Genomic DNA, 20,546 nt, shown 5'->3' on the forward strand with positions numbered 1-20,546 from the left:
TTCTAAATGAGTATAAAAGAAGATAAATGGATACGAGATATGGCATTAAATGCCGATATGATTCATCCCTTTGTTAATGGCCAAGTCAATGTAAATCCAGAAACAGGAGAAAAGCTCATAAGTTACGGTTTATCGAGCTATGGTTATGACATCCGTCTATCTCAAGAATTCAAAGTTTTCACCAATGTCTATAATTCTGTTGTTGATCCAAAATGTTTTACCGAAAACATTTTTATCTCTATTACCGATACTGTTTGTGTTATCCCTCCAAATTCTTTTGCTCTAGCTCATAGCATTGAGTATTTCCGAATACCTAGGAATGTTTTAACCATGTGTATAGGGAAATCTACATATGCAAGATGTGGGATTATCGTGAATGTCACACCTTTTGAGCCTGAATGGGAAGGTCACGTAACTATAGAAATTTCTAATACTACTCCATTGCCAGCAAAAATTTATGCCAATGAAGGCATTGCTCAAGTCTTATTCTTTGAATCTAGTACGGCTTGCGAGGTTTCTTATGCCGACAGAAACGGAAAATATCAGAAGCAACAAGGCATCACCATTCCTTGTGTCTAGACTTTCAGTAAGAGAAAAAACCTATGGCTTGAGATTCTTAGAAAGGACAATTGTCAACTCTTGGTGGGTGATTCTTAGTATTCTAGTTAGTGGTTTTATTTATGACCGAGCTATCCAAAAACTCCATGTAGAGGAGTTGCGTTTACAAAACAAGGTCTCTTCTTTACAAAAAGAAATTCTTTCTGCTCAAGAAGAGCAGCATCAGCTGGAGCTGCATCTCCAGCACTGGGATGACTCTACCATAGTAGAATCTGCTTTAATCCAGCGCCTGGGCTTAGTTCCTAAGGGTTATATAAAAATATGTATTACTAAGAACAAGCAACCAGAAAACAAGGACTAAAAAGAGACCATGATTCCCGCTGTCTTAATTTTTCTGATTGTTTGTTTTACTTTGTGCTCTGGCTTCATTTCATTATCTCAGATTGCCTTATTTTCTTTGCCTACAAGTTTGATCTCGCATTATAAAAGATCTAAATCTCAGAAACAACAGCGTGTCGCAAGGCTTCTCTTACATCCTCACCATTTACTTATCACCTTAATCTTCTGTGATATTGGACTGAACATTGCAATTCAAAACTGCTTTGCCATTCTATTTGGAGATACAGCTTCGTGGTGGTTTACTGTAGGTCTTCCTCTAGCAATCACCCTAATTTTGGCAGAGATTCTCCCCAAAGCAGTAGCCCTTCCTTTTAATACGCAGATTGCTAGTTCTGTAGCGCCTGTGGTTGGTTGTTTCACCAAGATTTTCAAGCCTCTACTTCACTGGGGCATTTCAGGAATTAACTATATAGTCCAATGGATTTTATCCAGGCAGCATATAGATATTATTCAGCCTCAAGAATTAAAGGAAGTGTTACAAAGTTGTAAGGATTTTGGCGTAGTCAACCAAGAGGAAAGTCGTTTACTCTATGGTTATCTTTCTCTTAGTGACTGTAGCGTTAAAGAACGCATGCAACCACGTCAGGACATTTTATTCTATGATATCCAAACACCTTTAGAGAACCTTTACCTCTTATTTTCTAAAAAACATTGTTCTAGAGTTCCTGTCTGCAATGACAATCTTCAAAACCTCCTGGGGATTTGCACAGCCCGTTCTCTTCTTTTGCATGATAAAAAGCCGCTGTTATCTTCTGATGATCTTCTCCCCTTGTTAAAAAAACCCTATTATATGCCTGAAACAATCTCTGCAAAGATGGCATTATGTCATATGGCAGCTGAAGATGAAACCTTAGGGATGATCATTGATGAATACGGTTCTATTGAAGGACTAATCACGCAAGAAGACCTCTTTGAGATTGTTGCTGGAGAAATTGTAGACCAAAGAGATAATAAAGTACTCTATACTACCTCAGGAGCTGATGTTATCATTGCTTCAGGAACCTTAGAACTTCGTGAGCTCAGTGAAATCTTCGATATTACTCTTCCAACAAATAACAATATCGCAACTGTAGGAGGATGGCTAATAGAACAAATGGGGACGATCCCAACAACAGGAATGAAACTTACGTGGAGTAACTTACTTTTTCAAGTATTAGACGCAGCTCCAAATCGTGTCCGCCGTATTTACATAAGGAAATTGTATGACTGATTCTTCTCTATTTTGGCTAGGGGTTAATATTGTCTGCATTGTCTTCCAAGGATTCTATTCTATGATGGAAATGGCCTGTGTTTCATTTAACCGTGTGCGATTACAATATTATCTGACTAAAGACCATAAGAAAGCTCGTTATATTAATTTCTTAATCCGTAGGCCTTACCGCCTCTTTGGCACTGTGATGTTAGGAGTAAATATTGCCTTACAAATAGGCTCTGAGTCTTCTAGAAATTGTTATCGAGCCTTAGGAATTTCTCCAGACTATGCTCCCTTTACTCAAATCTTTTTAGTGGTAATTTTTGCAGAGCTTCTACCTTTAACAATATCTAGAAAAATTCCAGAAAAACTCGCGCTATGGGGCGCACCGATTTTATATTATTCGCACTACATTTTTTATCCACTGATTCAGCTGATAGGAAGCCTTACTGAGGGGTTGTATTATCTTTTAAATATTAAAAAAGAAAAGCTGAATTCTACATTAAGCAGAGATGAATTCCAGAAAGCTTTGGAGACTCACCACGAAGAACAGGATTTTAATGCCATTGCTACAAATATTTTCTCTTTAAGTGCAACTTGTGCAGATCAGGTATGCCAACCTTTAGAACAGGTAACCATGCTACCTTCTTCAGCAAACGTTAAAGATCTATGTCTCACTATAAAAAATACTGACATAGAATTTGTTCCTATTTATCATAAGGCCCGAAAAAACATTATAGGTATTGCTCGCCCTAAAGACTTTGTTAACAAAATTCTTGATGAAGCGTTAATTAACAATTTACATTCTCCTTGGTTTATCACTGCAAAATCAAAACTCATTCGCATCCTTAAAGAATTCAGAGACAACCGTTCAAACGTCGCTGTTGTTCTGAATCCTTCAGGAGAAGCTATAGGGATCCTCAGTTTAAACGCTATTTTTAAAATTTTATTCAACACAACAAATATTGCTCACTTAAAACCCAAGACTATATCTGTTATTGAACGAACATTTCCTGGGAACTCACGTATCAAAGATCTAGAAAAAGAACTCGATATCCAATTTCCAAAATATCCTGTAGAAACCCTAGCACAGCTAGTACTTCAACTATTGGATACCCCAGCAGAGATAGGGACTTCTGTAATTATTAACAACCTACTATTAGAAGTGAAAGAAATGTCTTTATCTGGAATTAAAACAATATCCATCAAAAACCTACTATCCTAGATTCTAGGGGAATAAAAAAATTGTTATCTCAAATATGATTAGAGATTCGATAAAGTTACGTTTGAGTATTTTGATACTTATTACGAATTACGTAAACGCATCACAACCTTTTTTATAATTGCAATAGCCCTTTTAATTTCTTCGTGTGAAAGAAGATGACTGAAGGAAAATCTTAATGTTGCCATTGTTAACTCTCCGTCTACATTCATGCTAACAAGAGATTTAAATGGTGTAGTAGCTCCTGAAGAACATGCAGATCCAAAACCACAAGTTACTCCTTCCATATCCAAGGCTATTTGTAAAACCTCTCCTTCAAGGGGTGGAAAAGCAATTGCCGAGACATTATTTACTCGCGGCTCATTTTCGCAATGGATGTGAACATTAGAAATACATTCCTTAATTCCATTTTCAAAAGTATTTCTATAGATGAGGATCTCCTGAGAAATGCGGTCCTGATGTAGGCCTAAGTATTTGAAAACATAGAGCAGTGAAGCAATGCCCCATAAATTTTCTGTTCCTGAACGTAGTCCCCCTTGCTGACCGCCGCCCCATATCTGGGGAACTATTTTAACTCCTGGAGCAATTAAAAGAGCTCCAATTCCGGGAAGAGCATGGAATTTATGCCCACTGAAAGCCATCATAGTCACCCCACAAGGAAAGACGATCTTTTCCTTCCCTATAATTGCAGTAGCATCGACAATAAATTGTAGCTGCCGCTCTTTTGCCAACTGCGCTATAGCAGCAACATCAGATTTAGCGCCGATCTCACTATTTACCCAACCTAAAATAATAGCCGAGGTTGTAGGAGTTAGCGCCTCTTCAATTTGCTCTGGCGTAAGAACACATTTTTCCTTTTGAGGCTTTAAATAAGAAACTGAGAGTAAGGATTGCTTTAAAGACTCTAGAATAGCCGGATGCTCGCCAGCCGATGTGATAACATGACTCTGTTTAGGAAGGCTCGCTATAGCTAAATTTAAACTTTCAGTAGCCCCCGAGGTATAAAGCACACGCCCCTCGAAAGAAAAGACTTTTTGGATCCATTGCGAAGTTTCTAAAACTAGGTGATGAGATTTTTTACCTAAACTATGGACACTTGAAGGGTTACCGTATGCGCCGTCTATAATGAATAGCTTGTGTAGAAACTCTAAGAGCCCAAACTCTGGGGGCGCCGTAGCATTATTATCCAAGTAGATCATCGCACACTATCTTAACAAAGAAATTATTGCATTCGGACTAGTACGACAGTAGCGTTGTCATCACCTCCACGATTATTTGCTAGAGAAATTAAAGCATTCCCGCGTTCTTCTAGGGTGGCAGGTTGATTAAGAATATCCCGGATGTCAACATCAGGAACCATATTCGTCAATCCATCTGAGCATAGGCAAAATAAATCTTCTTTTTCGCAGGATAGATTGCGAATATCTGGCATAACGTAGGGACGACTTCCTAAAACATTAGTCAAAATATGACGATAAGAATACACCTTATCTGATTGTTTAGGAAGCCTATAACGATTTTTTAACTGATTCTCTAAGGAATGATCTTCAGTCAAACACCGCAATTCTCCCTCACGAATACGATAAATTCTACTATCACCGACATGAAATAACCACGCTCTATCTTTACGAAACTGAATAAAGCTTAGGGTTGTTCCCATCCCTTGTAAATGCTTTTCCATCTGCCCATGCTGATAAACTAAATCATTTACCTTCAAAAGAATCTTTTGTAAACTCTCCTTATATTGATCATCCTCGCATCCCATTAATTTCAACTGCTGTTCATCGATAAGCTCCATAAGACTGGTTACTGCCTCTTGGGAGGCAATATCTCCACCAAGATGCCCCCCAACCCCATCAGCAACAGCTACTACTTGAGAAATAAGATTTACCTGCCAAAAATCTTCATTTCTAGCACGCACTCTACCAATATCACTCAAACCAAAATAATCAAAATCCATAAAGCGCACCTCAAGAGAGCTTGAGTCACATACAGAGTCTGCTCCTACTAACACACTCTAGTTTATCTCATGCTTATAAACGAACTCTATTCTCCTGACGATATAACAAAATTTCTATATTTAAACGAATTTTTGTATGAATTACCGATCGCAATTTTTCTATGGTGAACGGTTATATTTTTATGAGAAATAAAGATTTGATAAATAATCTTGCTATCGATAGGCTGATCAAGTCAATTTTTTAATTAGACCAAGGATAAAAAAATGAAAAAAGCATTCTTTTTAGTTCTATCTTGTTCAGCACTACTTGCTCTTAGCGGTTGTGTTCCTGTAACATAAAACTTTCAGGTGCCATGAGTTTATATAGACTCATGGCACCTAGATAACTCTTTCAGAGCTATTCATATGTCATCTCTTGTTATGCAACTAACAATTGCTATAAATTCACAAACCTCCTATGCAAATGGAAAATAGAATAATTCTTTTTGTAGAGGTGATAGAATGAAGTGGTTGATTTTTTCTATGATCACAGCTCCAGTTTTATTTCTTCCGGGGTGTACATTAATTCCCAAAGAAAAGGTTTTAGCACCTACTATGCAGTTTTGTTCGAAGCCTCTTTCTTAATTTCAAATCTTGCTTTTAAACTAAGAATAATACCTCCTCTTTGCTTGTTTTTATTTTTTTCTTTGATATAACCTAATGAGAGTGTTAAATGAGAAATCCTCACTTGCAAGAGGATTTAGTTTAAAAGAAAAAAGCTTTCTTGCCGTTAGGATCTTTTACAAGAAGTAATTTAAGGACAGTGATTATGCGAAAAATGTTGCTATTATTAGCATTTCTGGGATTGTTATCCCCTACTCTATCTAGTTGTACTCACTTAACCACTGTAGGAAGCTATCATCCTAAGCTCTATACTTCAGGGAGCAAAACCAAAGGTGTGGTTGCGATGCTTCCTGTATTTCACCGTCCAGGGAAAAGTCTTGAGCCTCTACCGTGGAATCTTCAAGCAGAATTTACTGAAGAGATCAGTAAAAGGTTTTATTCTTCAGACAAAATCTTTCTAATCAAACATAATGCCCCCGCTCAGACAGTAGCTCAATTTTATGCTCCTATTACTAACCTCCCTATAGGAATTGCGGAGCAATTTCTTCCCGCAGAATTTATCGTTGCTACAGAACTGTTAGAGCAAAAAACTGCAAAAGAAGCAGGTATTGAATCTATAATGGCCTCTGTGCGTGTTCGTGTTTTCGATATCCGCCATCAGAAAATCTCTTTGATTTATCAAGAAATCATTGAATGCAGCCAACCCCTAACTACCGTAGCAAATGACTATCACCGACATAGTTGGAATTCAAAATACTTTGATTCAACACCTATGGGCTTGATGCATAACCGTCTTTTCCGTGAGGTTGTTGCGAGAGTTGAGGGATATGTTTGTGCTAACTATTCTTAAGTCTAGGTAAATGTCGAAACTTATTCTCTTATTTTCCCTCGGTCTAGCGGCCCTAGCTTCTAGAAACTTTTTTGTTTGGCCAACGCCTTCTGGGAAAACACCTTTAAAGCTGCGCCAAGTTATATTTGGTGCATGTCTTCTTATCTTTTCTTCTCTTGTTGCTCATAGTTTCAGCATGCAAACTGCAGAACTACTTTCCACTATGACGGGAATTAGTCTTGCCTTTACTTTTTTATTCTATCTACTGTTCCTTCCATTAGATATCACTCGCGCAGTACTTTTCTCTGGAGAACGCCCCCTAAAAAGCTCTTGGCGTACTTTTGGATCTGCCATTAGAATGTGGATTATTATTATTCCTATCACACAGCTGCTTGGAATTATGCTAAGCAAATTTTTAACCTTAATGATTCCTTCAGAAGAACTTTATAGTCAAGAAGTTACACAAGAGGTCAAAAATTCGCTACCTATGACAAAATACCTTATCGGGATGATTCTAAATTTAGGAGTGCTGACGCCATTTGGAGAAGAAATTTTTTTTAGGGGCATCCTACAGACGTTTTTGAAAAACAAAATGACCCGCATCTGGGCAGTGGTATGCTCGTCTATTATTTTTTCGTTAATTCATGTTGAGCAGTCGCTAGGAAGTTGGATTTTTGTCCCTGTATTGTTTGTCTTTTCTTTATCTGCAGGATTTTTGTACGAAAAAGACCGCCATATTCTTTCTCCCATTGTTTTGCACGGGCTATTTAATCTGACATCATTAATGCTATTAGGAATAAAGTAAAAGAGTAAGTTGGAGAACATTCTTTTAGCAAAAGAAAACTCTCCTTAGGGCTGCCACCTTCCAGTTCTGACCCGGTTCAAAGGTTCCTTCTCTTAAAAGGCCCCCAACCTACACCCTCTTTGATACCACATGCCCTGTTTTTTCAAAAGCAACATCTATTTAAAAATTACCTAACCTACTCATTTTTCTCTAAATGCTTGGCAAGCTCCCAAAGGCGATCTGCTTCTTCTAAAGAGACAGGTTCATTACTTTTAGAAAAGAGATATGGAGCTCGGCGACGCAATTTTTCTATAGCTCCATTAGCAACGTCTCCAAAGGCAAGAAGTTCCTCTCGCTCTAATAAAAAACATAAAATTATAGATAAAGTTATAATATCCCCAGCTTCAGAGCCAATGTCTTTTGCAGTTTTACCCTGCAAGACAGCCTCATGAAATTCCTGACACTCTTGAAGGATATGTTCTACTATCGATAACAGTGATTGCTCACGAGACCAAGGACATCGTCCTTCAATCACCATCGAATGAATAATACTTATCAATTGAGAAAAAGCATGACTCTTCATCTACACTCCTATAGGATTTCTTCCCAGCGTCATTCAAGTAAGTTAATAATGCGTCCTTAATTTTCTTATGTCCTGAAGAAAACGCCAAAAGATCAATTTGACTCAAAAGATGCAACTCCCCCAGTTTTGGAAGAGAGGTTGCTGTAAAAATGAGAGAAAACAAACGCACTTTATGATTAGTAAATGCATGACGTTGCTCTTGAAGCGCCCCGTATAATTGCAAAGTACTTCCTATATAAAGCTCCATTTTCTTTGTAAACCCTTCAATATCCTGAAGAGCTTCTTCAGACTCAATTTCACTATAGGGAAATTCGTATAAGCCTGCCATCATTTGTTTAGGTCCTCTCTTCTCTACAAGTAGAGATCCCTGATAAAGGATGATTGCGACCAAACGATGTAAAAAAACTATTTTTTTTCTCGCATGACGTACTGGCAATACTAGTTGTTTATTCTCCCTCCAAGCACCGCATGATCGACGTACAGGACAAAGATCACATTTAGGTTTTTTCTTACAAATACATGCCCCGAGCTCTATCAAAGCCTCCGCAATCACCTCAGGGCTTTTATGTGGGAGAAGCGCCTGAGCAATCCTAGAGATCCAGGTCCGAGTAGACTCCAGATCTATAGAAGTTTCAATCAAAAACATCCGACTCAAAACACGTAAGACATTACCATCAACAGCTGCAGCCCGCCTTTTAAAAGCAAAAGCTAAAATTGCATGAATCGTGTAAGGACCCAAACCACGAATTTGCCCTAAGGAAATCGCATCATCAGGGATATGCCCATTAAACTCATTCATAACCATGCGCGCTCCTTCTAAAAGATGACGCGCTCGAGAATAATAACCTAACCCTTCCCACAACTTAATGACATCTTCTTCTTCTGCTAAAGCTAGCGATTCTATAGTAGGAAATTTCTTCATCCATTGGGTAAAATAATTGACAACAACTTCGGCTCGAGTTTGCTGCAACATGACTTCAGAAACCCAAACACTATAGGGAGTCGGGTTATCCCTCCATGGAAGTGGGCGTTTATTTTTTTCAAACCATTTTTTTAACTCATTGACAGGAAAATTCTTTGCCTGTTCAGAAAAAGCTATCTTTGTCATACAAAATCTCTTAAAATTTAACCCAATTATCAAAAAATAAAACGGCTATTCTACAGTGCTTTATGGAAAAATTTTCCTGGCTCATAACAGAAGTTTCAAGACTCTCCTCTTTCCTTCGGTCTCAACTGCCAAATCATAGCAAAAAGAACATCCTATCTGCTATTCGTGAACACCGATGCCAAGTAAATGGATTTGTAGAAAGATTTGAATCCTACAAAATACAGCCAGGAGACCACGTTACTCTCTCACTTGTAACCTCAATACAGGAAAAACTCAGCATCCTTTGGGAAGATGATTCTATCATTATTTATGATAAACCTCCTCACATGACTACCGAGCAAATTTCCCAAGCCACAGGATTGTTTACTGTACATAGACTAGATAAAGGCACTTCAGGATGTCTTCTCATGGGAAAATCTAAACAAGCTGCTATGGAGCTTATGAAATTGTTCAAACAAAGAAAAATCTATAAACAATACACAGCTTTGGTTTTTGGTCACCCTAAAAAAAAATCTGGAGTCATAAGATCATATACAGCTCCTGTATATCGAAGATGCGGAGCAGTGATTTTTGGTTCAACACCACCATCTCAAGGAAAACTCACTATTACAGAATGGTTAGTCATGCAAAGCTATAAACAATATACTTTAATGCTTTGCAAACCCATTACAGGAAGAACACATCAAATCCGATTACAAATGCAGCTTCTTGGTTGCCCTATTGTGGGAGATGTTGATTACGGGCCGAAAAAACAACCGCCTCGCGTCTTCCGGCCTTTACTCCATGCCCAATCGTTAGAATTCATTTCGCCATTCTCAAATCTTCTCTTAAAAGTTTCTGCATCAACAACTGAAGATCCTAGAGAATGTGCTCGCCACCTTCTTCACAATTAGAATCTACCATTTCAAAAGGCAAAATAATCAGAAAGAGGTTAAAAAATCTTTTTGACTACTAAACTAGAGTCCCATTATTCCCATTACCGCTATCCCCTACATTCCCCGCCGCGACTGAACTAGATCCCGTTGCAGAACTAACAATGCCTAAAGGACAACTCGTGCTAGAAGACTGAGTCCCAGGCAAAGGTTGAGTCGTGATAGTCGATCTTAATGAGGAAGGTTGCTGAGAATGTGTGACTGGAGCAGTGGGACCAATCCCTGCAGCACGTGCCCATGCCTCAGAACATCGGTGTATGCATTGATCTCTTCCCGAAACATTATTAGGATCATTTAATAAAGACATTTTTTCAGAAGTTTTCTTAAAGCATGTTTCAGCCAATTCCATATAATTTGATAAGGAAAGTCCTTGATTAAGATGCCGAGTTTTAGCCGCAGCTTTGCCCCCTGTTCGAAATGCTCCTCGTTTCCTTTCAGTTTCTACACGCATGCGCATGCCTCTTTCAATAACAGCCTGTACACTAGGTTTTTCTAAAAGGTTCGCACGTTGGGAATCACCAGTTCCTGGTACAAAATAACATTGATAGTAAGCTAAAACTACAACAACCAAAGCCATCATTTGATTCTTAGTTAACCAGATAGGTGTTACCCCTCCATTTGTAGCCGCAGAAAAAATACATGCTAATAAATGCATACAAGAAGCCGATAACCGAATCCCTATACACGTCTCTTTTTGTTTTTCCTTAGAAAATACATTAAGGAGTGATAAAGTCATCCCAATCCTTTCCATATCAAACAAACTACAAACCTGATCGTCTCCCCCTCCCCAAGGAGAAGTAACGATTATTTTTCCTTCGTAACTTGCTTCATGTTGTAGATCCGAGCATTTGGCAATCCCTGAGCTAATTGCATTATTCCAAAAAGTATCCTGTAGTAAATCATTCACATAAGTCGCTGCATCTGCCCACATATCCATGCTCTGCGTCTTTAAGATCTCAGAAAAGTCCATAGAACATCGTTCACATTCGCCAACAATTTGTTCACAACTAGGGAAAGCAACTAGTGGTACTCCTGACAACAAACTCAATGTGTCAACGCCGAGCTGACTCAAAGCTGTCAAAAGCACCGCTTTTCCATACTTTTTTTCTAAATCTTCAAGTGCTTCTAAAGAAATAGTTGAATTATTTTGGTTATCTTTTATCCCGCAACAATTCTTCCATAAACCACAAAATAAGCGGCCAAATCCACCGCAACCATACTTGCCATCTGGAACACCACAAGCAGGACAACAACAATTGTTCTGGCAAGAATCTCCACAGTGGTCGTAACAAAACTGACTGGCCCTCTTAGCTTCAGGGCTCGTCACTGCTGCATAAATGATCTGAGCCAAGGATGCAGCAGTTCCGAGTGGATTAGTTGCAGCAGATCCTGCTGCAGATAATAAGTTTAATAAAGCTTGTATAGAGTTTCCTGTTTGACTGCTACCCCACCCTTGTTGGGAAGTGCTAGCTTGGGTTAGCAAGCTAAGGAGCTGCTGTAGTTGATTATCAGGGGATGTAGTCGAGCCCCCTCCTCCTTGCTGAGCTCCAATCACTTGTTGTAATAAATGAGTAAGCTGGACTGCTGGAGAAGGTGAGGTAGATGTTTGCCCTTTCAATACACTAATCAAGAAGTTTAATTGTTCCGTTGGTATTCCTGCTAAGCCAGATATCCCGGGCACTGATGCAGAGGATACCGTAGTCGTGTTAGAGAATATACCCTGAGCGGTAGATGAAGTAGATACTACTGGCGATCTGGAAGAAGTTGTAGTCAGCGGTACACCAGAGGATGCAAAGTTTTTTCCTAAAGGATTTGTCAAACGACCTCCTATGTAAAAACCTCAGACAAAACGCACCGAGGTCTCGTACTGTTTTTCAAAAGTTCTAATTCTTACATCATCTTTATCTCTAAAAAGCAAAAAAACTTAAGGCATTCTACAAAATGAATAAAGAAAAAAATTTAATTTATGACACCTATACTCGATTGTCTTAGATCTAATAAAATGTAGATGATCTCAAGACTCCAAAAGATTTTCTGAATAATCAAAGGATTTGTTACTCTCCTTCCAAGAAGCTTCAAAGAATATATAAGGCGGATTCATGCTAAAAATTGATTTAACAGGAAAGGTAGCATTTATTGCAGGTATTGGTGATGATCAAGGATATGGCTGGGGTATTGCTAAGCTTCTCGCAGAAGCAGGCGCTACGATTCTTGTAGGAACATGGGTGCCTATTTACAAAATTTTTTCTCAATCTTGGGATTTAGGAAAATTCAATGAATCAAGAAAATTATGTAATGGCAGTCTATTAGAAATTGCTAAAGTCTATCCGATGGACGCAAGTTTTGATAGCCCAGAGGATGTTCCTGAGGAGATTGCTCAGAACAAGCGTTACAAGGGTATTGAGGGATTCACGATAGTAGAGGTTGTTGAAAAAGTAAAACAAGATTTTGGCCATATTGATATTCTTGTGCACTCTCTAGCAAATAGTCCTGAGATTTCTAAATCTCTATTGGAAACGTCAAGAAAGGGCTATTTAACAGCTTTAAGCACCTCTAGTTACTCTTTTGTTAGCCTTCTCTCTCACTTTGGTCCAATTATGAATCGTGGTGGATCCACAATATCACTCACCTACTTAGCCTCTATGCGAGCTGTTCCCGGATACGGAGGAGGAATGAGTTCAGCAAAAGCTGCTTTAGAAAGTGATACCAAAACACTTGCCTGGGAAGTAGGCCGTCGGTGGGGAATCCGTGTCAATACGATCTCTGCAGGACCACTAGCCAGCCGTGCAGGAAAAGCAATTGGCTTTATTGAACAGATGGTAGATTACTATCAAGAATGGGCACCTATTCCTGAGCCTATGACCGCAGAGCAAGTTGGTGCTGTTGCTGCTTTTTTAGCATCTCCTCTAGCTTCAGCAATTACTGGGGAAACCTTATATGTAGACCATGGAGCCAACATCATGGGAATTGGTCCAGAAATGTTTCCTAAAAACTCATAAGCCCTTCATAATAGCGGACGCCAGCTTCCCAAGCAGAAAGAATACCCTTTGTTTCGGCTGGAGGAGCAAGGAAGTCCGCATGGATATGCATCTCTTCGGGTGCTGAACTCATGACAATCTTAAAATCTCCACGCTGAATAAGGTCGATATCATTAGCATCATCTCCAGAAGCCATGACAAAAGGTTTCTTTCCGTTATAAAGTATCTCAATAATACGGTCTAAAGCTTTACCTTTGGAAACGCTCTTATCTGTTAAAAATAAAATTGCATAGCGAAAGTCAAAAGGCCAGCGCATTAAAGTCATAGTCATAGAAAGAGTCAGCTCTTCTTGCTTTTCGAGCTCTTTTTGAATTCTGATAACTTCGTCTCGAAGTCCAAAAACTTTTCCTGCAGCAAAGCTAGAAAAAGGATATTCATCTTTTAAAGAACATGTTTCGAACAGAGTCTCTCTCTCTTTGGAATTAGGGAAATATCTAGGGTCTACATACTCATGTAAATCTTGGGCGACAGGGGTCGGTGAAAAGCGATAATAATGATCCCCATAAGCAGCCCCTGCTTCTACGGAGAGGATAGCTGTAGCTCCTTCCATACAATCTTGTAGAATACAGAGAAGCTCAGAAGGTAAGCTTTTAGAGTAAAGAAGGTTTGATGATACAGAAGACCATACGGATGCACCATTTTGGCATCCCAATAAATAGGGAGCTTCAAAACTAGAAAACAAACGTGCAGCATATTTGTAATATCTTCCTGTAAGGAAAAATAATTTCCATCCAGATTCATAAAGAGAATAAAGCTTAGCGTACACCTCTGAATCTAAATGATGGGATTGGTGGGTAATCGTACCGTCAATATCAGTTACTAGTAATTTTTCCATAGCATCACCATAGTTTCATTAAGCGCTGCCAAGGAATTTCTCAGGCAACTCCAAATTTTTTTTAATCTACCAACTGTTATTCATTTAGTCTCTGCAAGACCTATATGTCCACTCTCACAAATAGAGAGAACACCTAGAAAAGAATAGGGAGCTGCGAACTACATTCAAAGGATCTATGAAGCTCTCTAGACTGCACTTGCAGGAATATACATGATTGCGGTTTAATTTGTACTTGGAAATCATTAGACTATAATTTATATAGCATCGACTAAAACTATATCTCATTATTACTTATTATGTAGTTGGGTACAAATCAGTCCAGGACTACAATTTTAAAAAGATAATCATAGGTCCTACAGTATGTTTTTCAATTTTTTTTCTCTAGTTTTCAAGCTTTCTGATGAGCTTGCTCTTGTAGAGAATATTCAGGAATCCATTTCTGTACATGAAATGTTTCCAGGAAACATGAAGCTAGAAATGTATAAAATGCTTGGGTCTTTGGTTCTACTTTTGACTATTTTTGGAGTCGGTGTCTGGGCATTTAAAAAATTTGTAAAATCCCGAGGTCATGGGTTTGGAGGTTCTTCTCAAATTAAAATTTTAGAACGACGCTCTCTAACACCAAAGACTTCTATTTACCTTATTCGTGTTGTAAATAAAACATTTGTGATAGCAGAAACTGCAGAGAAAATTACGTTGCTTGCGGAATTTCCTCCCGATACTGATATCAATCATCTCCTTCAAGAAAACCATAAACATGTTTCTTCCTGTCCAACTTCTGACTTTCTTAGTAAAGCGATACAGAAGATCCAAAAAAAACAACAGACGAAGCAAGACTAAATCTAGTATGATCAGCCAGCGATAACGCAGGCTCTAGGAACAACTTGGAGTATTTCCTAAATGACAACGTGGACATTAAATCAAAATAATCTAACAAAATTTCTAAAAAATTCGGATCAAGAACCTTTATTAGAACGAGAAAGTGGTCTTATTTACATTAACATTCAAGCTAATGACAACGACCTCCCGTTATTTTTTGTAATCCGTAATGAAGGAGAAATACTACAACTCATTTGCTATCTTCCTTATCAGCTTTATGACGCTCATAAAGGACCAACAGCTCGTTTACTTCATCTTCTAAACAGAGATATTGATATTCCTGGCTTTGGAATGGATGAGGAACAGGGGTTAATATTTTATCGATTGGTGTTGCCCTGTCTAAACGGAGAAATTCATGATACGTTATTGCGTATATACATCGATACAATAAAGCTAGTCTGTGATAGCTTTTCGCATGCTATTGGTCTAATTTCCTCTGGAAACATGAATTTAGACGAATTAAGACGTCAAGCACTACAAGAACAAAAAGAAAAACATTATGAGTAATTACTATGGATGTTCTTATTTTCTATGATACAGAGACTACAGGAACACAGATAGAGAAAGATCGCGTAATCGAAATTGCTGCTTATAACAGTGTAACTCAAGAATCTTTTCTTACTTATGTAAATCCAGAAATTCCGATTCCTGAAGAAGCATCAAAAATTCATGGTATCACTACAGATATGGTGATTTCTGCTCCGACATTTCCTGAGGCCTATGAGGGATTTAGGAAGTTTTGTGGGAACAGTAGCATTCTAGTTGCGCATAATAACGATGCCTTTGATTTCCCTTTATTGGCTAAGGAATGTCTTAGACATTCCTTAGAACCTTTGACAAATCGCACTATAGATTCATTAAAATGGGCTCGGAAATACCGCCCTGATCTACCAAAACATAATTTACAATATCTAAGGCAGGTCTATGGTTTTTGCGAAAATCAAGCACATAGAGCTTTGGATGATGTTATTATATTACAGAAGGTATTCTCTGCTTTAACTGGTGATTTACAACCTAATCAAATCTTGAACCTATTAAAAGAAAACTATCATCCTAAAATATTTAAAATGCCTTTTGGTAAATATAAGGGACAACCTCTTGTAGATATCCCTAGGTCTTACTTCGAGTGGTTAGAAAATCAGGGTGCTTTAGATAAACCTGAAAATAAAAACATCAAAGCTGCGATCGATTTATTACATCAACCAACATGATACTTACGGCTGCCTTTTCTCCTTGTCCGAACGATATTTTTCTCTTCCGTTCTTTTCTAGAAAACCCTCAGTTACAGCCTCTACTTAATCAGGTGACTATTGCTGATATCCAAACTTTAAATACCTTAGCTCTCCAACGACGGGTCTCTCTTATAAAAATATCAGCAGCATTGTTTCCTTTAATTTCTAACTATTATGATCTTATGGATGTAGGAAACACTCTAGGATATAACTGCGGTCCTATAGTCCTCTCTTTAGATCCTGAAAGGCCTCTTGATACTTTGGCAACTCCTGGAGAAACAACAACTGCACATGCTCTATGTAAGCTTTATTATCCAAAGGCAACACTAGTTCCTATGTCCTACGATAAAATTCTAGATGCTATACTCTCAGGAAGGGTATCTGGAGGAACTCTAATTCATGAAGAACGTTTCAGCTATAACTCTGAATTAATATTACGAGCAGATTTTGGAGAACTTTGGCATCGTAAGACTATTTTTCCATTGCCTTTAGGATGTTTAGCAATTGCTAAATGTATTCCTCTTGCTACAGTTAAGGCTCTGACTCAAGCACTAAGAGAGTCTTTAATGTATTCTCTAAGGGATACTGAACGCGCTGCAAAAAAAGCTTTAGAATACTCTAAAAATAAGAATATTATGGTGATTCATAGATTCATAGGAACTTACGTTAACAAAGAAACTTTCTATTTATCTAAAACCGGGAAAAAAGCTCTACAAATCCTTTGGAAAGCTCATGAATGTTGTCAATACGCTTAAAAAGATCTTCTGTATTGTTGCCGATTATAGAGAAATTTCTCCTTTACTTCAGACTCTTTCCTTTAAACAGATCAATCATAATCTCTATAGTCATATTGGACCGAATTATCATCTAGATCTCTACATTGTGCACGTTTGGGGAAGTATGGCGATGTTAGAAGCTCTTCAAAACTATCCTCGATCATCTACGGATTATGACCTCTGGATTAATCTAGGTTTTGCAGGAGCATGTTCCCCTAAAATCCCTTTAGGCAAGTGTTATAATATCAATCAGATAGGGAAACTCTCTAACGACTCTCCTCCAAGGCTTACTGAAGATCTTCACTACGTACTTGAATCTCTACCAGATTCATTGCCTCAAAACTCTCTTGTAACATCCCCGACAACTTACCATTACGGGTTCCATGAAACTTTTAAACTTGTAGATATGGAAGGTTACGCTATAGCCTCGGAAGCAGCATATTATGAGATTCCGTGTGCTTTTCTAAAGATCGTTTCAGATTATACAATTCCAGGTGACAATCCTTTGGACAAGAGAGCCCAAAAACTTTCGGAAAATCTCACTCAAATCCTGCTAAAGGCACTACCAGAGCTTATTAAGACGGCAACTCCTCCTAAGGTATTGTTGCCATGTCTTTAGTATTGGTAATTTCGTGTTGTGGCACAAAAATATTTTCGCTCTCTTTAGTTCCTGATAACTCCCACATTTTTAAAAATGCAGGACAAGTCTGCAGAAGTTCTTCTTTGGTTCCTTCAGCAACTTTATGACCGTTTTCTATGTAGAGGACTCTATCGACATGTTCAAGAGTCGTCAGCTTATGAGCAATAATAATCTGTGTACACTGACCCTTAAGCTCTCCAATGATATTCTTAATATAATTTTCACTAATAGCATCTAGCGCTGAGGTTGCCTCATCTAAAATTAGAATAGAGGCATTTTTTAATAATGCACGTGCTATTGCGAGGCGCTGTTGTTGGCCTCCCGATAGGTTTTTTCCCGATTCCTCAAGTAGGCTGTGTACTCCTTGTGGAAGCTTTAAGACAAACTCGTCAGCATAAGCACGCTTTAGCGCTTCTAAAACATCTTCTTCCTTAATAAGCTTCCCACAAGTAAGGTTATTCCAAACCGTATCGTAGAATAAGAAAGGATTCTGTAAGACACATGCAATGTGGTTCCTTAAAGATGCTTTGCTATACTCCCTGATAGGGAGATCATCAATAAGAATTTTTCCCTGAGAGACTTCATAAAGACGAGGCAATAATTTAACAAGTGTAGTTTTCCCAGAACCTGTAGGGCCGACAATTCCTAGAGCTTCACCTTTACGTAGGGTAAAGGTGAGATCTTTAATTATTTGTTCATCTTTCTGATAACCAAAAGAAACGTTCTCAAATCTTATTGTCTTAGTGAGTCCTAAAAACTCGATCTCCTCAGACTTTTGGGTATAAAGATCAGGATGACCTAAAACTTCATAAAATCTCTCTGCAGCAGCACATCCCCTTATGATTGAAGTATTCTCATCTCCGAATTTCTTAACAGGATCATAGATTAGGTAAAGCAAACCACAAAAGACAATGAGCTCTTCAGGAGGAATAGCAAACTTATAAATTCCAATGACAATAACAAAGGCAAAAAATAAAGAGGCTATAGTATGAAGGAGAGGTCGTGGTAGCAAACCATAGGCCGCACTTCTCTCCTCTAAAGCTGAAATTTTATTGTTATGCTCACAATATTTTGTAAAGGCGAATTTTTCCGTACGAAAGACTTTTACAGTCATCACTCCAGCAAGAAAATCATAAAGAACTGAAGAAAAGGAATCTTGACTTTTTTGAATGCGTTTTGCCAACTTTTTAATCTTTTTAGCAATCAAAATAATAGGAAGAATGAAGAGAGGGAAGGCAATGCAAATAAGAACCGAAAACTTCCAAGAAATAGACAAACAAACAGCCAATGTTAGTATAAAGGTAATAGGAGCTTGAATGTAGTTAATCATCAGTGAGTTTACGGCTAAAGCAATGCTTGCCGAATCTGTTGTTACCCGATTGCTTAAATTCCCAATATCATGATTATGAAAAAAGGTCATTGGAAGCTGTTGCAATGCCTTAAAGTAGTCTTGACGCAAATCTCGACTTACCCGGATAGCAACGACCTGCCCTAGAAAACGCTGAAAAAATAACGTGACAGCTTTAAAGATGGCTACACAGATTAAGAAGACTGCTAATCCTCGAAAACGATTAATATCTATATATTTGCGCACATAATTCGAAAGCTTATTGGTTAAAGAGGTCGTGCTCTTCCCATATTCAGCAATATATGCTGTTGCTTGAGAGACTGTGATAGTTTCTGAATCTTTGGTAATCGCTTGCCAACTATCTAAAACATCTTTTTGACTAAGTTCTGAGGCTTTTATAAGTTTCCCTGCTTCCCTACGACCAAAAAGCAAAAAAGCATCAGGACCTGTTCTTGCTATCATCCCTAGAGAGAAAATCTCCATTTGAGACGAGAATGTAAGTCCTAGAATTGCAAGTAGAGAACATCCTAAAATAATAAGATGTTTTTTATGCCTCAGGATTGCTTTCAGAAGTAGTTTCATAAAGACCTATAGAGCGAAATTTTTCGTAGCGTTTTTCCAATAGCTCTTCTATAGCTAGATCTTTTAATCTTAACCATTCCTGAATTATAAACTCACGCACGTTACTATACACCAATTTAGGATCGTGATGTGCTCCCCCAATAGGCTCTTTGATTACAGTATCGATAATGGCAAATTGTTGTAAATTTTCTCCATGCATTTTCAACATAGAGGCTGCTTCACTATTTTTCTTAGGATCTTTCCAAAGAATCGAGGCACAACCCTCTGGGGAGATCACAGAATAATAAGAGTGTTCCAGCATGGCTACAGAGTCCCCTACGGCCATTCCTAAAGCACCACCTGAACAACCCTCGCCAATGACAATAACAATTACTGGGGTAGCGAGTCTCGAAAGTTCAAAAAGATTTCTAGCAATCGCCCAACCTTGTCCCCTTTCTTCGGCCGTCAGTCCAGGATAGGCTCCTGGAGTATCTACTAGAAAGACCACTGGCAAGCCAAATTTTTCAGCCAGTTTTCCTAATCGGAGGGCTTTTCTAAAGCCCTCAGGACATAACATACCGAAATTCCTATGCAGGCGAGATGCTGTATCACATCCTTTTTCTTGGCCAATAAGGACAAAACGCTGACCTTGAATCTTTGCAAAACCACCAACAACTGCTGGATCATCTCGGAATGTCCGATCTCCACAGAGTTCCACAAACTCCTCACACATGCCTTCAATATAGTTGATAGTCCGAGGACGTGAAGGGTGACGACAAATTTGTACACGTTCCCAAGGAGTCAAATCCGAATAGATCTTTTCTTTTAATTTATCTAGTCGCTTTTCCAATTTTTGAATCTCTGAAGAAGATAGGAGTGAATTCTTCTTATTTTTTTCTTTAAACTCAGCTATAGCCTTTTCATATTCAACTACTTGTTTTTCATGTGGAAGAAGTTCCATTAGAATATAGTCTCCTCGTACAAAAAGAATCATTTTAATACAAACAATTCTTAAACACAATTACGGACCTAAAATTAATTTATATTCATAAAAGAATTTTTCTCAT

Annotated in this window: 22 protein-coding genes and 1 other RNA gene; 14 read left to right on the forward strand and 9 right to left on the reverse strand. The window is 38.2% G+C overall.

Features of this window, described 5'->3' with window-relative positions; genetic code table 11:
* Positions 1–6: 6 nt before the first annotated feature.
* The 4 genes from dcd to C834KP_RS01790 are packed head-to-tail and all read left to right on the forward strand — an operon-like array spanning position 7 to position 3,374.
* Positions 7–579, forward strand: coding sequence for a dCTP deaminase (gene dcd / locus C834KP_RS01775; RefSeq protein WP_108896492.1), 573 nt, complete (start codon positions 7–9; stop codon positions 577–579).
* Complete coding sequence (locus tag C834KP_RS01780) at positions 572–919, forward strand: hypothetical protein (RefSeq protein ID WP_108896493.1); 348 nt, start codon at positions 572–574, stop codon at positions 917–919. The genes dcd and C834KP_RS01780 overlap by 8 nt, the downstream gene beginning before the upstream one ends.
* Before the next feature lie 9 nt (positions 920–928).
* A complete protein-coding gene (locus C834KP_RS01785; RefSeq protein WP_108896494.1) occupies positions 929–2,167 on the forward strand; it encodes a CNNM domain-containing protein in 1,239 nt (412 codons plus the stop codon).
* Complete coding sequence (locus tag C834KP_RS01790; RefSeq protein ID WP_108896495.1) at positions 2,160–3,374, forward strand: CNNM domain-containing protein; 1,215 nt, start codon at positions 2,160–2,162, stop codon at positions 3,372–3,374. The genes C834KP_RS01785 and C834KP_RS01790 overlap by 8 nt, the downstream gene beginning before the upstream one ends.
* An 80-nt stretch (positions 3,375–3,454) precedes the next feature.
* On the opposite strand, the gene C834KP_RS01795 is transcribed toward C834KP_RS01790, so the two are convergent.
* Positions 3,455–4,570, reverse strand: coding sequence for a cysteine desulfurase family protein (locus tag C834KP_RS01795; RefSeq protein WP_108896496.1), 1,116 nt, complete (start codon positions 4,568–4,570; stop codon positions 3,455–3,457).
* A gap of 23 nt (positions 4,571–4,593) precedes the next feature.
* Complete coding sequence (locus tag C834KP_RS01800; protein WP_108897127.1) at positions 4,594–5,331, reverse strand: PP2C family protein-serine/threonine phosphatase; 738 nt, start codon at positions 5,329–5,331, stop codon at positions 4,594–4,596.
* A 501-nt stretch (positions 5,332–5,832) separates the two neighbouring features.
* On the opposite strand from C834KP_RS01800, the gene C834KP_RS05410 reads away from it, so the two are divergent.
* The 3 genes from C834KP_RS05410 (at position 5,833) to C834KP_RS01810 (ending at position 7,568) form a co-directional block, all read left to right on the forward strand.
* Positions 5,833–5,955, forward strand: coding sequence for a hypothetical protein (locus C834KP_RS05410; RefSeq protein WP_275667721.1), 123 nt, complete (start codon positions 5,833–5,835; stop codon positions 5,953–5,955).
* A gap of 184 nt (positions 5,956–6,139) precedes the next feature.
* Positions 6,140–6,784 carry a CT253 family lipoprotein gene (locus C834KP_RS01805; protein ID WP_108896497.1) on the forward strand — a complete coding sequence of 215 codons (645 nt, stop codon included), beginning with the start codon at positions 6,140–6,142 and terminating at the stop codon, positions 6,782–6,784.
* A 10-nt stretch (positions 6,785–6,794) separates the two neighbouring features.
* On the forward strand, positions 6,795–7,568 hold the full coding sequence (locus tag C834KP_RS01810; RefSeq protein WP_108896498.1) for a CPBP family intramembrane glutamic endopeptidase: 774 nt from the start codon (positions 6,795–6,797) through the stop codon (positions 7,566–7,568).
* An 8-nt stretch (positions 7,569–7,576) separates the two neighbouring features.
* On the opposite strand, the gene ffs is transcribed toward C834KP_RS01810, so the two are convergent.
* The 3 genes from ffs to mutY all read right to left on the reverse strand — a co-directional run bounded on the left by ffs (position 7,577) and on the right by mutY (position 9,238).
* Positions 7,577–7,674: signal recognition particle sRNA small type (gene ffs / locus C834KP_RS01815), an RNA gene on the reverse strand.
* A gap of 69 nt (positions 7,675–7,743) precedes the next feature.
* Positions 7,744–8,130 (reverse strand): MazG nucleotide pyrophosphohydrolase domain-containing protein, encoded by a 387-nt coding sequence (locus C834KP_RS01820; protein ID WP_108896499.1) that lies wholly within the window; start codon positions 8,128–8,130, stop codon positions 7,744–7,746.
* Entirely contained in the window at positions 8,075–9,238 is a 1,164-nt protein-coding gene (gene mutY, locus C834KP_RS01825) for an A/G-specific adenine glycosylase (protein WP_108896500.1), read from the reverse strand. Before mutY ends, C834KP_RS01820 begins: the two co-directional genes overlap by 56 nt.
* A 62-nt stretch (positions 9,239–9,300) precedes the next feature.
* Between mutY and C834KP_RS01830 the strand changes: the two genes are divergently transcribed.
* Positions 9,301–10,131: an RluA family pseudouridine synthase gene (locus C834KP_RS01830; RefSeq protein WP_108896501.1), complete on the forward strand. Its 831-nt coding sequence runs from the start codon at positions 9,301–9,303 to the stop codon at positions 10,129–10,131.
* 58 nt (positions 10,132–10,189) lie between these two features.
* Here C834KP_RS01830 and C834KP_RS05335 read toward each other — a convergent pair whose 3' ends face one another.
* On the reverse strand, positions 10,190–11,989 hold the full coding sequence (locus C834KP_RS05335; RefSeq protein ID WP_197709724.1) for a hypothetical protein: 1,800 nt from the start codon (positions 11,987–11,989) through the stop codon (positions 10,190–10,192).
* A gap of 280 nt (positions 11,990–12,269) precedes the next feature.
* Between C834KP_RS05335 and C834KP_RS01840 the strand changes: the two genes are divergently transcribed.
* Positions 12,270–13,169, forward strand: a complete 900-nt coding sequence (locus C834KP_RS01840; RefSeq protein ID WP_108896502.1) for an enoyl-[acyl-carrier-protein] reductase — start codon at positions 12,270–12,272, stop codon at positions 13,167–13,169.
* Here the strand turns inward: C834KP_RS01840 and C834KP_RS01845 are convergent.
* The gene (locus C834KP_RS01845; RefSeq protein WP_108896503.1) at positions 13,156–14,043 is read right to left on the reverse strand and encodes an HAD-IIB family hydrolase; all 888 of its coding nucleotides are present in this window, start codon (positions 14,041–14,043) and stop codon (positions 13,156–13,158) included. The two genes, C834KP_RS01840 and C834KP_RS01845, sit on opposite strands and share 14 nt — an antisense overlap.
* Positions 14,044–14,403: 360 nt before the next feature.
* Between C834KP_RS01845 and C834KP_RS01850 the strand changes: the two genes are divergently transcribed.
* Genes C834KP_RS01850 through C834KP_RS01870 form a run of 5 tightly spaced genes read left to right on the forward strand, consistent with a single transcriptional unit; the run spans position 14,404 to position 17,549 of the window.
* Positions 14,404–14,883: a FliO/MopB family protein gene (locus tag C834KP_RS01850; RefSeq protein WP_108896504.1), complete on the forward strand. Its 480-nt coding sequence runs from the start codon at positions 14,404–14,406 to the stop codon at positions 14,881–14,883.
* Positions 14,884–14,943: 60 nt separating this feature from the next.
* Positions 14,944–15,429: a type III secretion system chaperone family protein gene (locus C834KP_RS01855; protein WP_108896505.1), complete on the forward strand. Its 486-nt coding sequence runs from the start codon at positions 14,944–14,946 to the stop codon at positions 15,427–15,429.
* A 5-nt stretch (positions 15,430–15,434) separates the two neighbouring features.
* Positions 15,435–16,133 (forward strand): putative quorum-sensing-regulated virulence factor, encoded by a 699-nt coding sequence (locus C834KP_RS01860; protein ID WP_108896506.1) that lies wholly within the window; start codon positions 15,435–15,437, stop codon positions 16,131–16,133.
* Positions 16,130–16,909 carry a 1,4-dihydroxy-6-naphtoate synthase gene (locus C834KP_RS01865; RefSeq protein ID WP_108896507.1) on the forward strand — a complete coding sequence of 260 codons (780 nt, stop codon included), beginning with the start codon at positions 16,130–16,132 and terminating at the stop codon, positions 16,907–16,909. The genes C834KP_RS01860 and C834KP_RS01865 overlap by 4 nt, the downstream gene beginning before the upstream one ends.
* Positions 16,887–17,549 (forward strand): phosphorylase family protein, encoded by a 663-nt coding sequence (locus C834KP_RS01870; protein ID WP_108896508.1) that lies wholly within the window; start codon positions 16,887–16,889, stop codon positions 17,547–17,549. Before C834KP_RS01865 ends, C834KP_RS01870 begins: the two co-directional genes overlap by 23 nt.
* Here the strand turns inward: C834KP_RS01870 and C834KP_RS01875 are convergent.
* Both C834KP_RS01875 and C834KP_RS01880 read right to left on the reverse strand, forming a co-directional pair.
* Positions 17,524–19,500: an ABC transporter ATP-binding protein gene (locus tag C834KP_RS01875; protein ID WP_108896509.1), complete on the reverse strand. Its 1,977-nt coding sequence runs from the start codon at positions 19,498–19,500 to the stop codon at positions 17,524–17,526. The genes C834KP_RS01870 and C834KP_RS01875 overlap by 26 nt on opposite strands.
* Complete coding sequence (locus tag C834KP_RS01880) at positions 19,466–20,440, reverse strand: acetyl-CoA carboxylase carboxyltransferase subunit alpha (RefSeq protein ID WP_108897128.1); 975 nt, start codon at positions 20,438–20,440, stop codon at positions 19,466–19,468. Before C834KP_RS01880 ends, C834KP_RS01875 begins: the two co-directional genes overlap by 35 nt.
* Between the last annotated feature and the right edge of the window lie 106 nt (positions 20,441–20,546).

The sequence above is a fragment of the Chlamydia serpentis genome, assembly GCF_900239945.1.
GTDB lineage: Bacteria > Chlamydiota > Chlamydiia > Chlamydiales > Chlamydiaceae > Chlamydia > Chlamydia serpentis.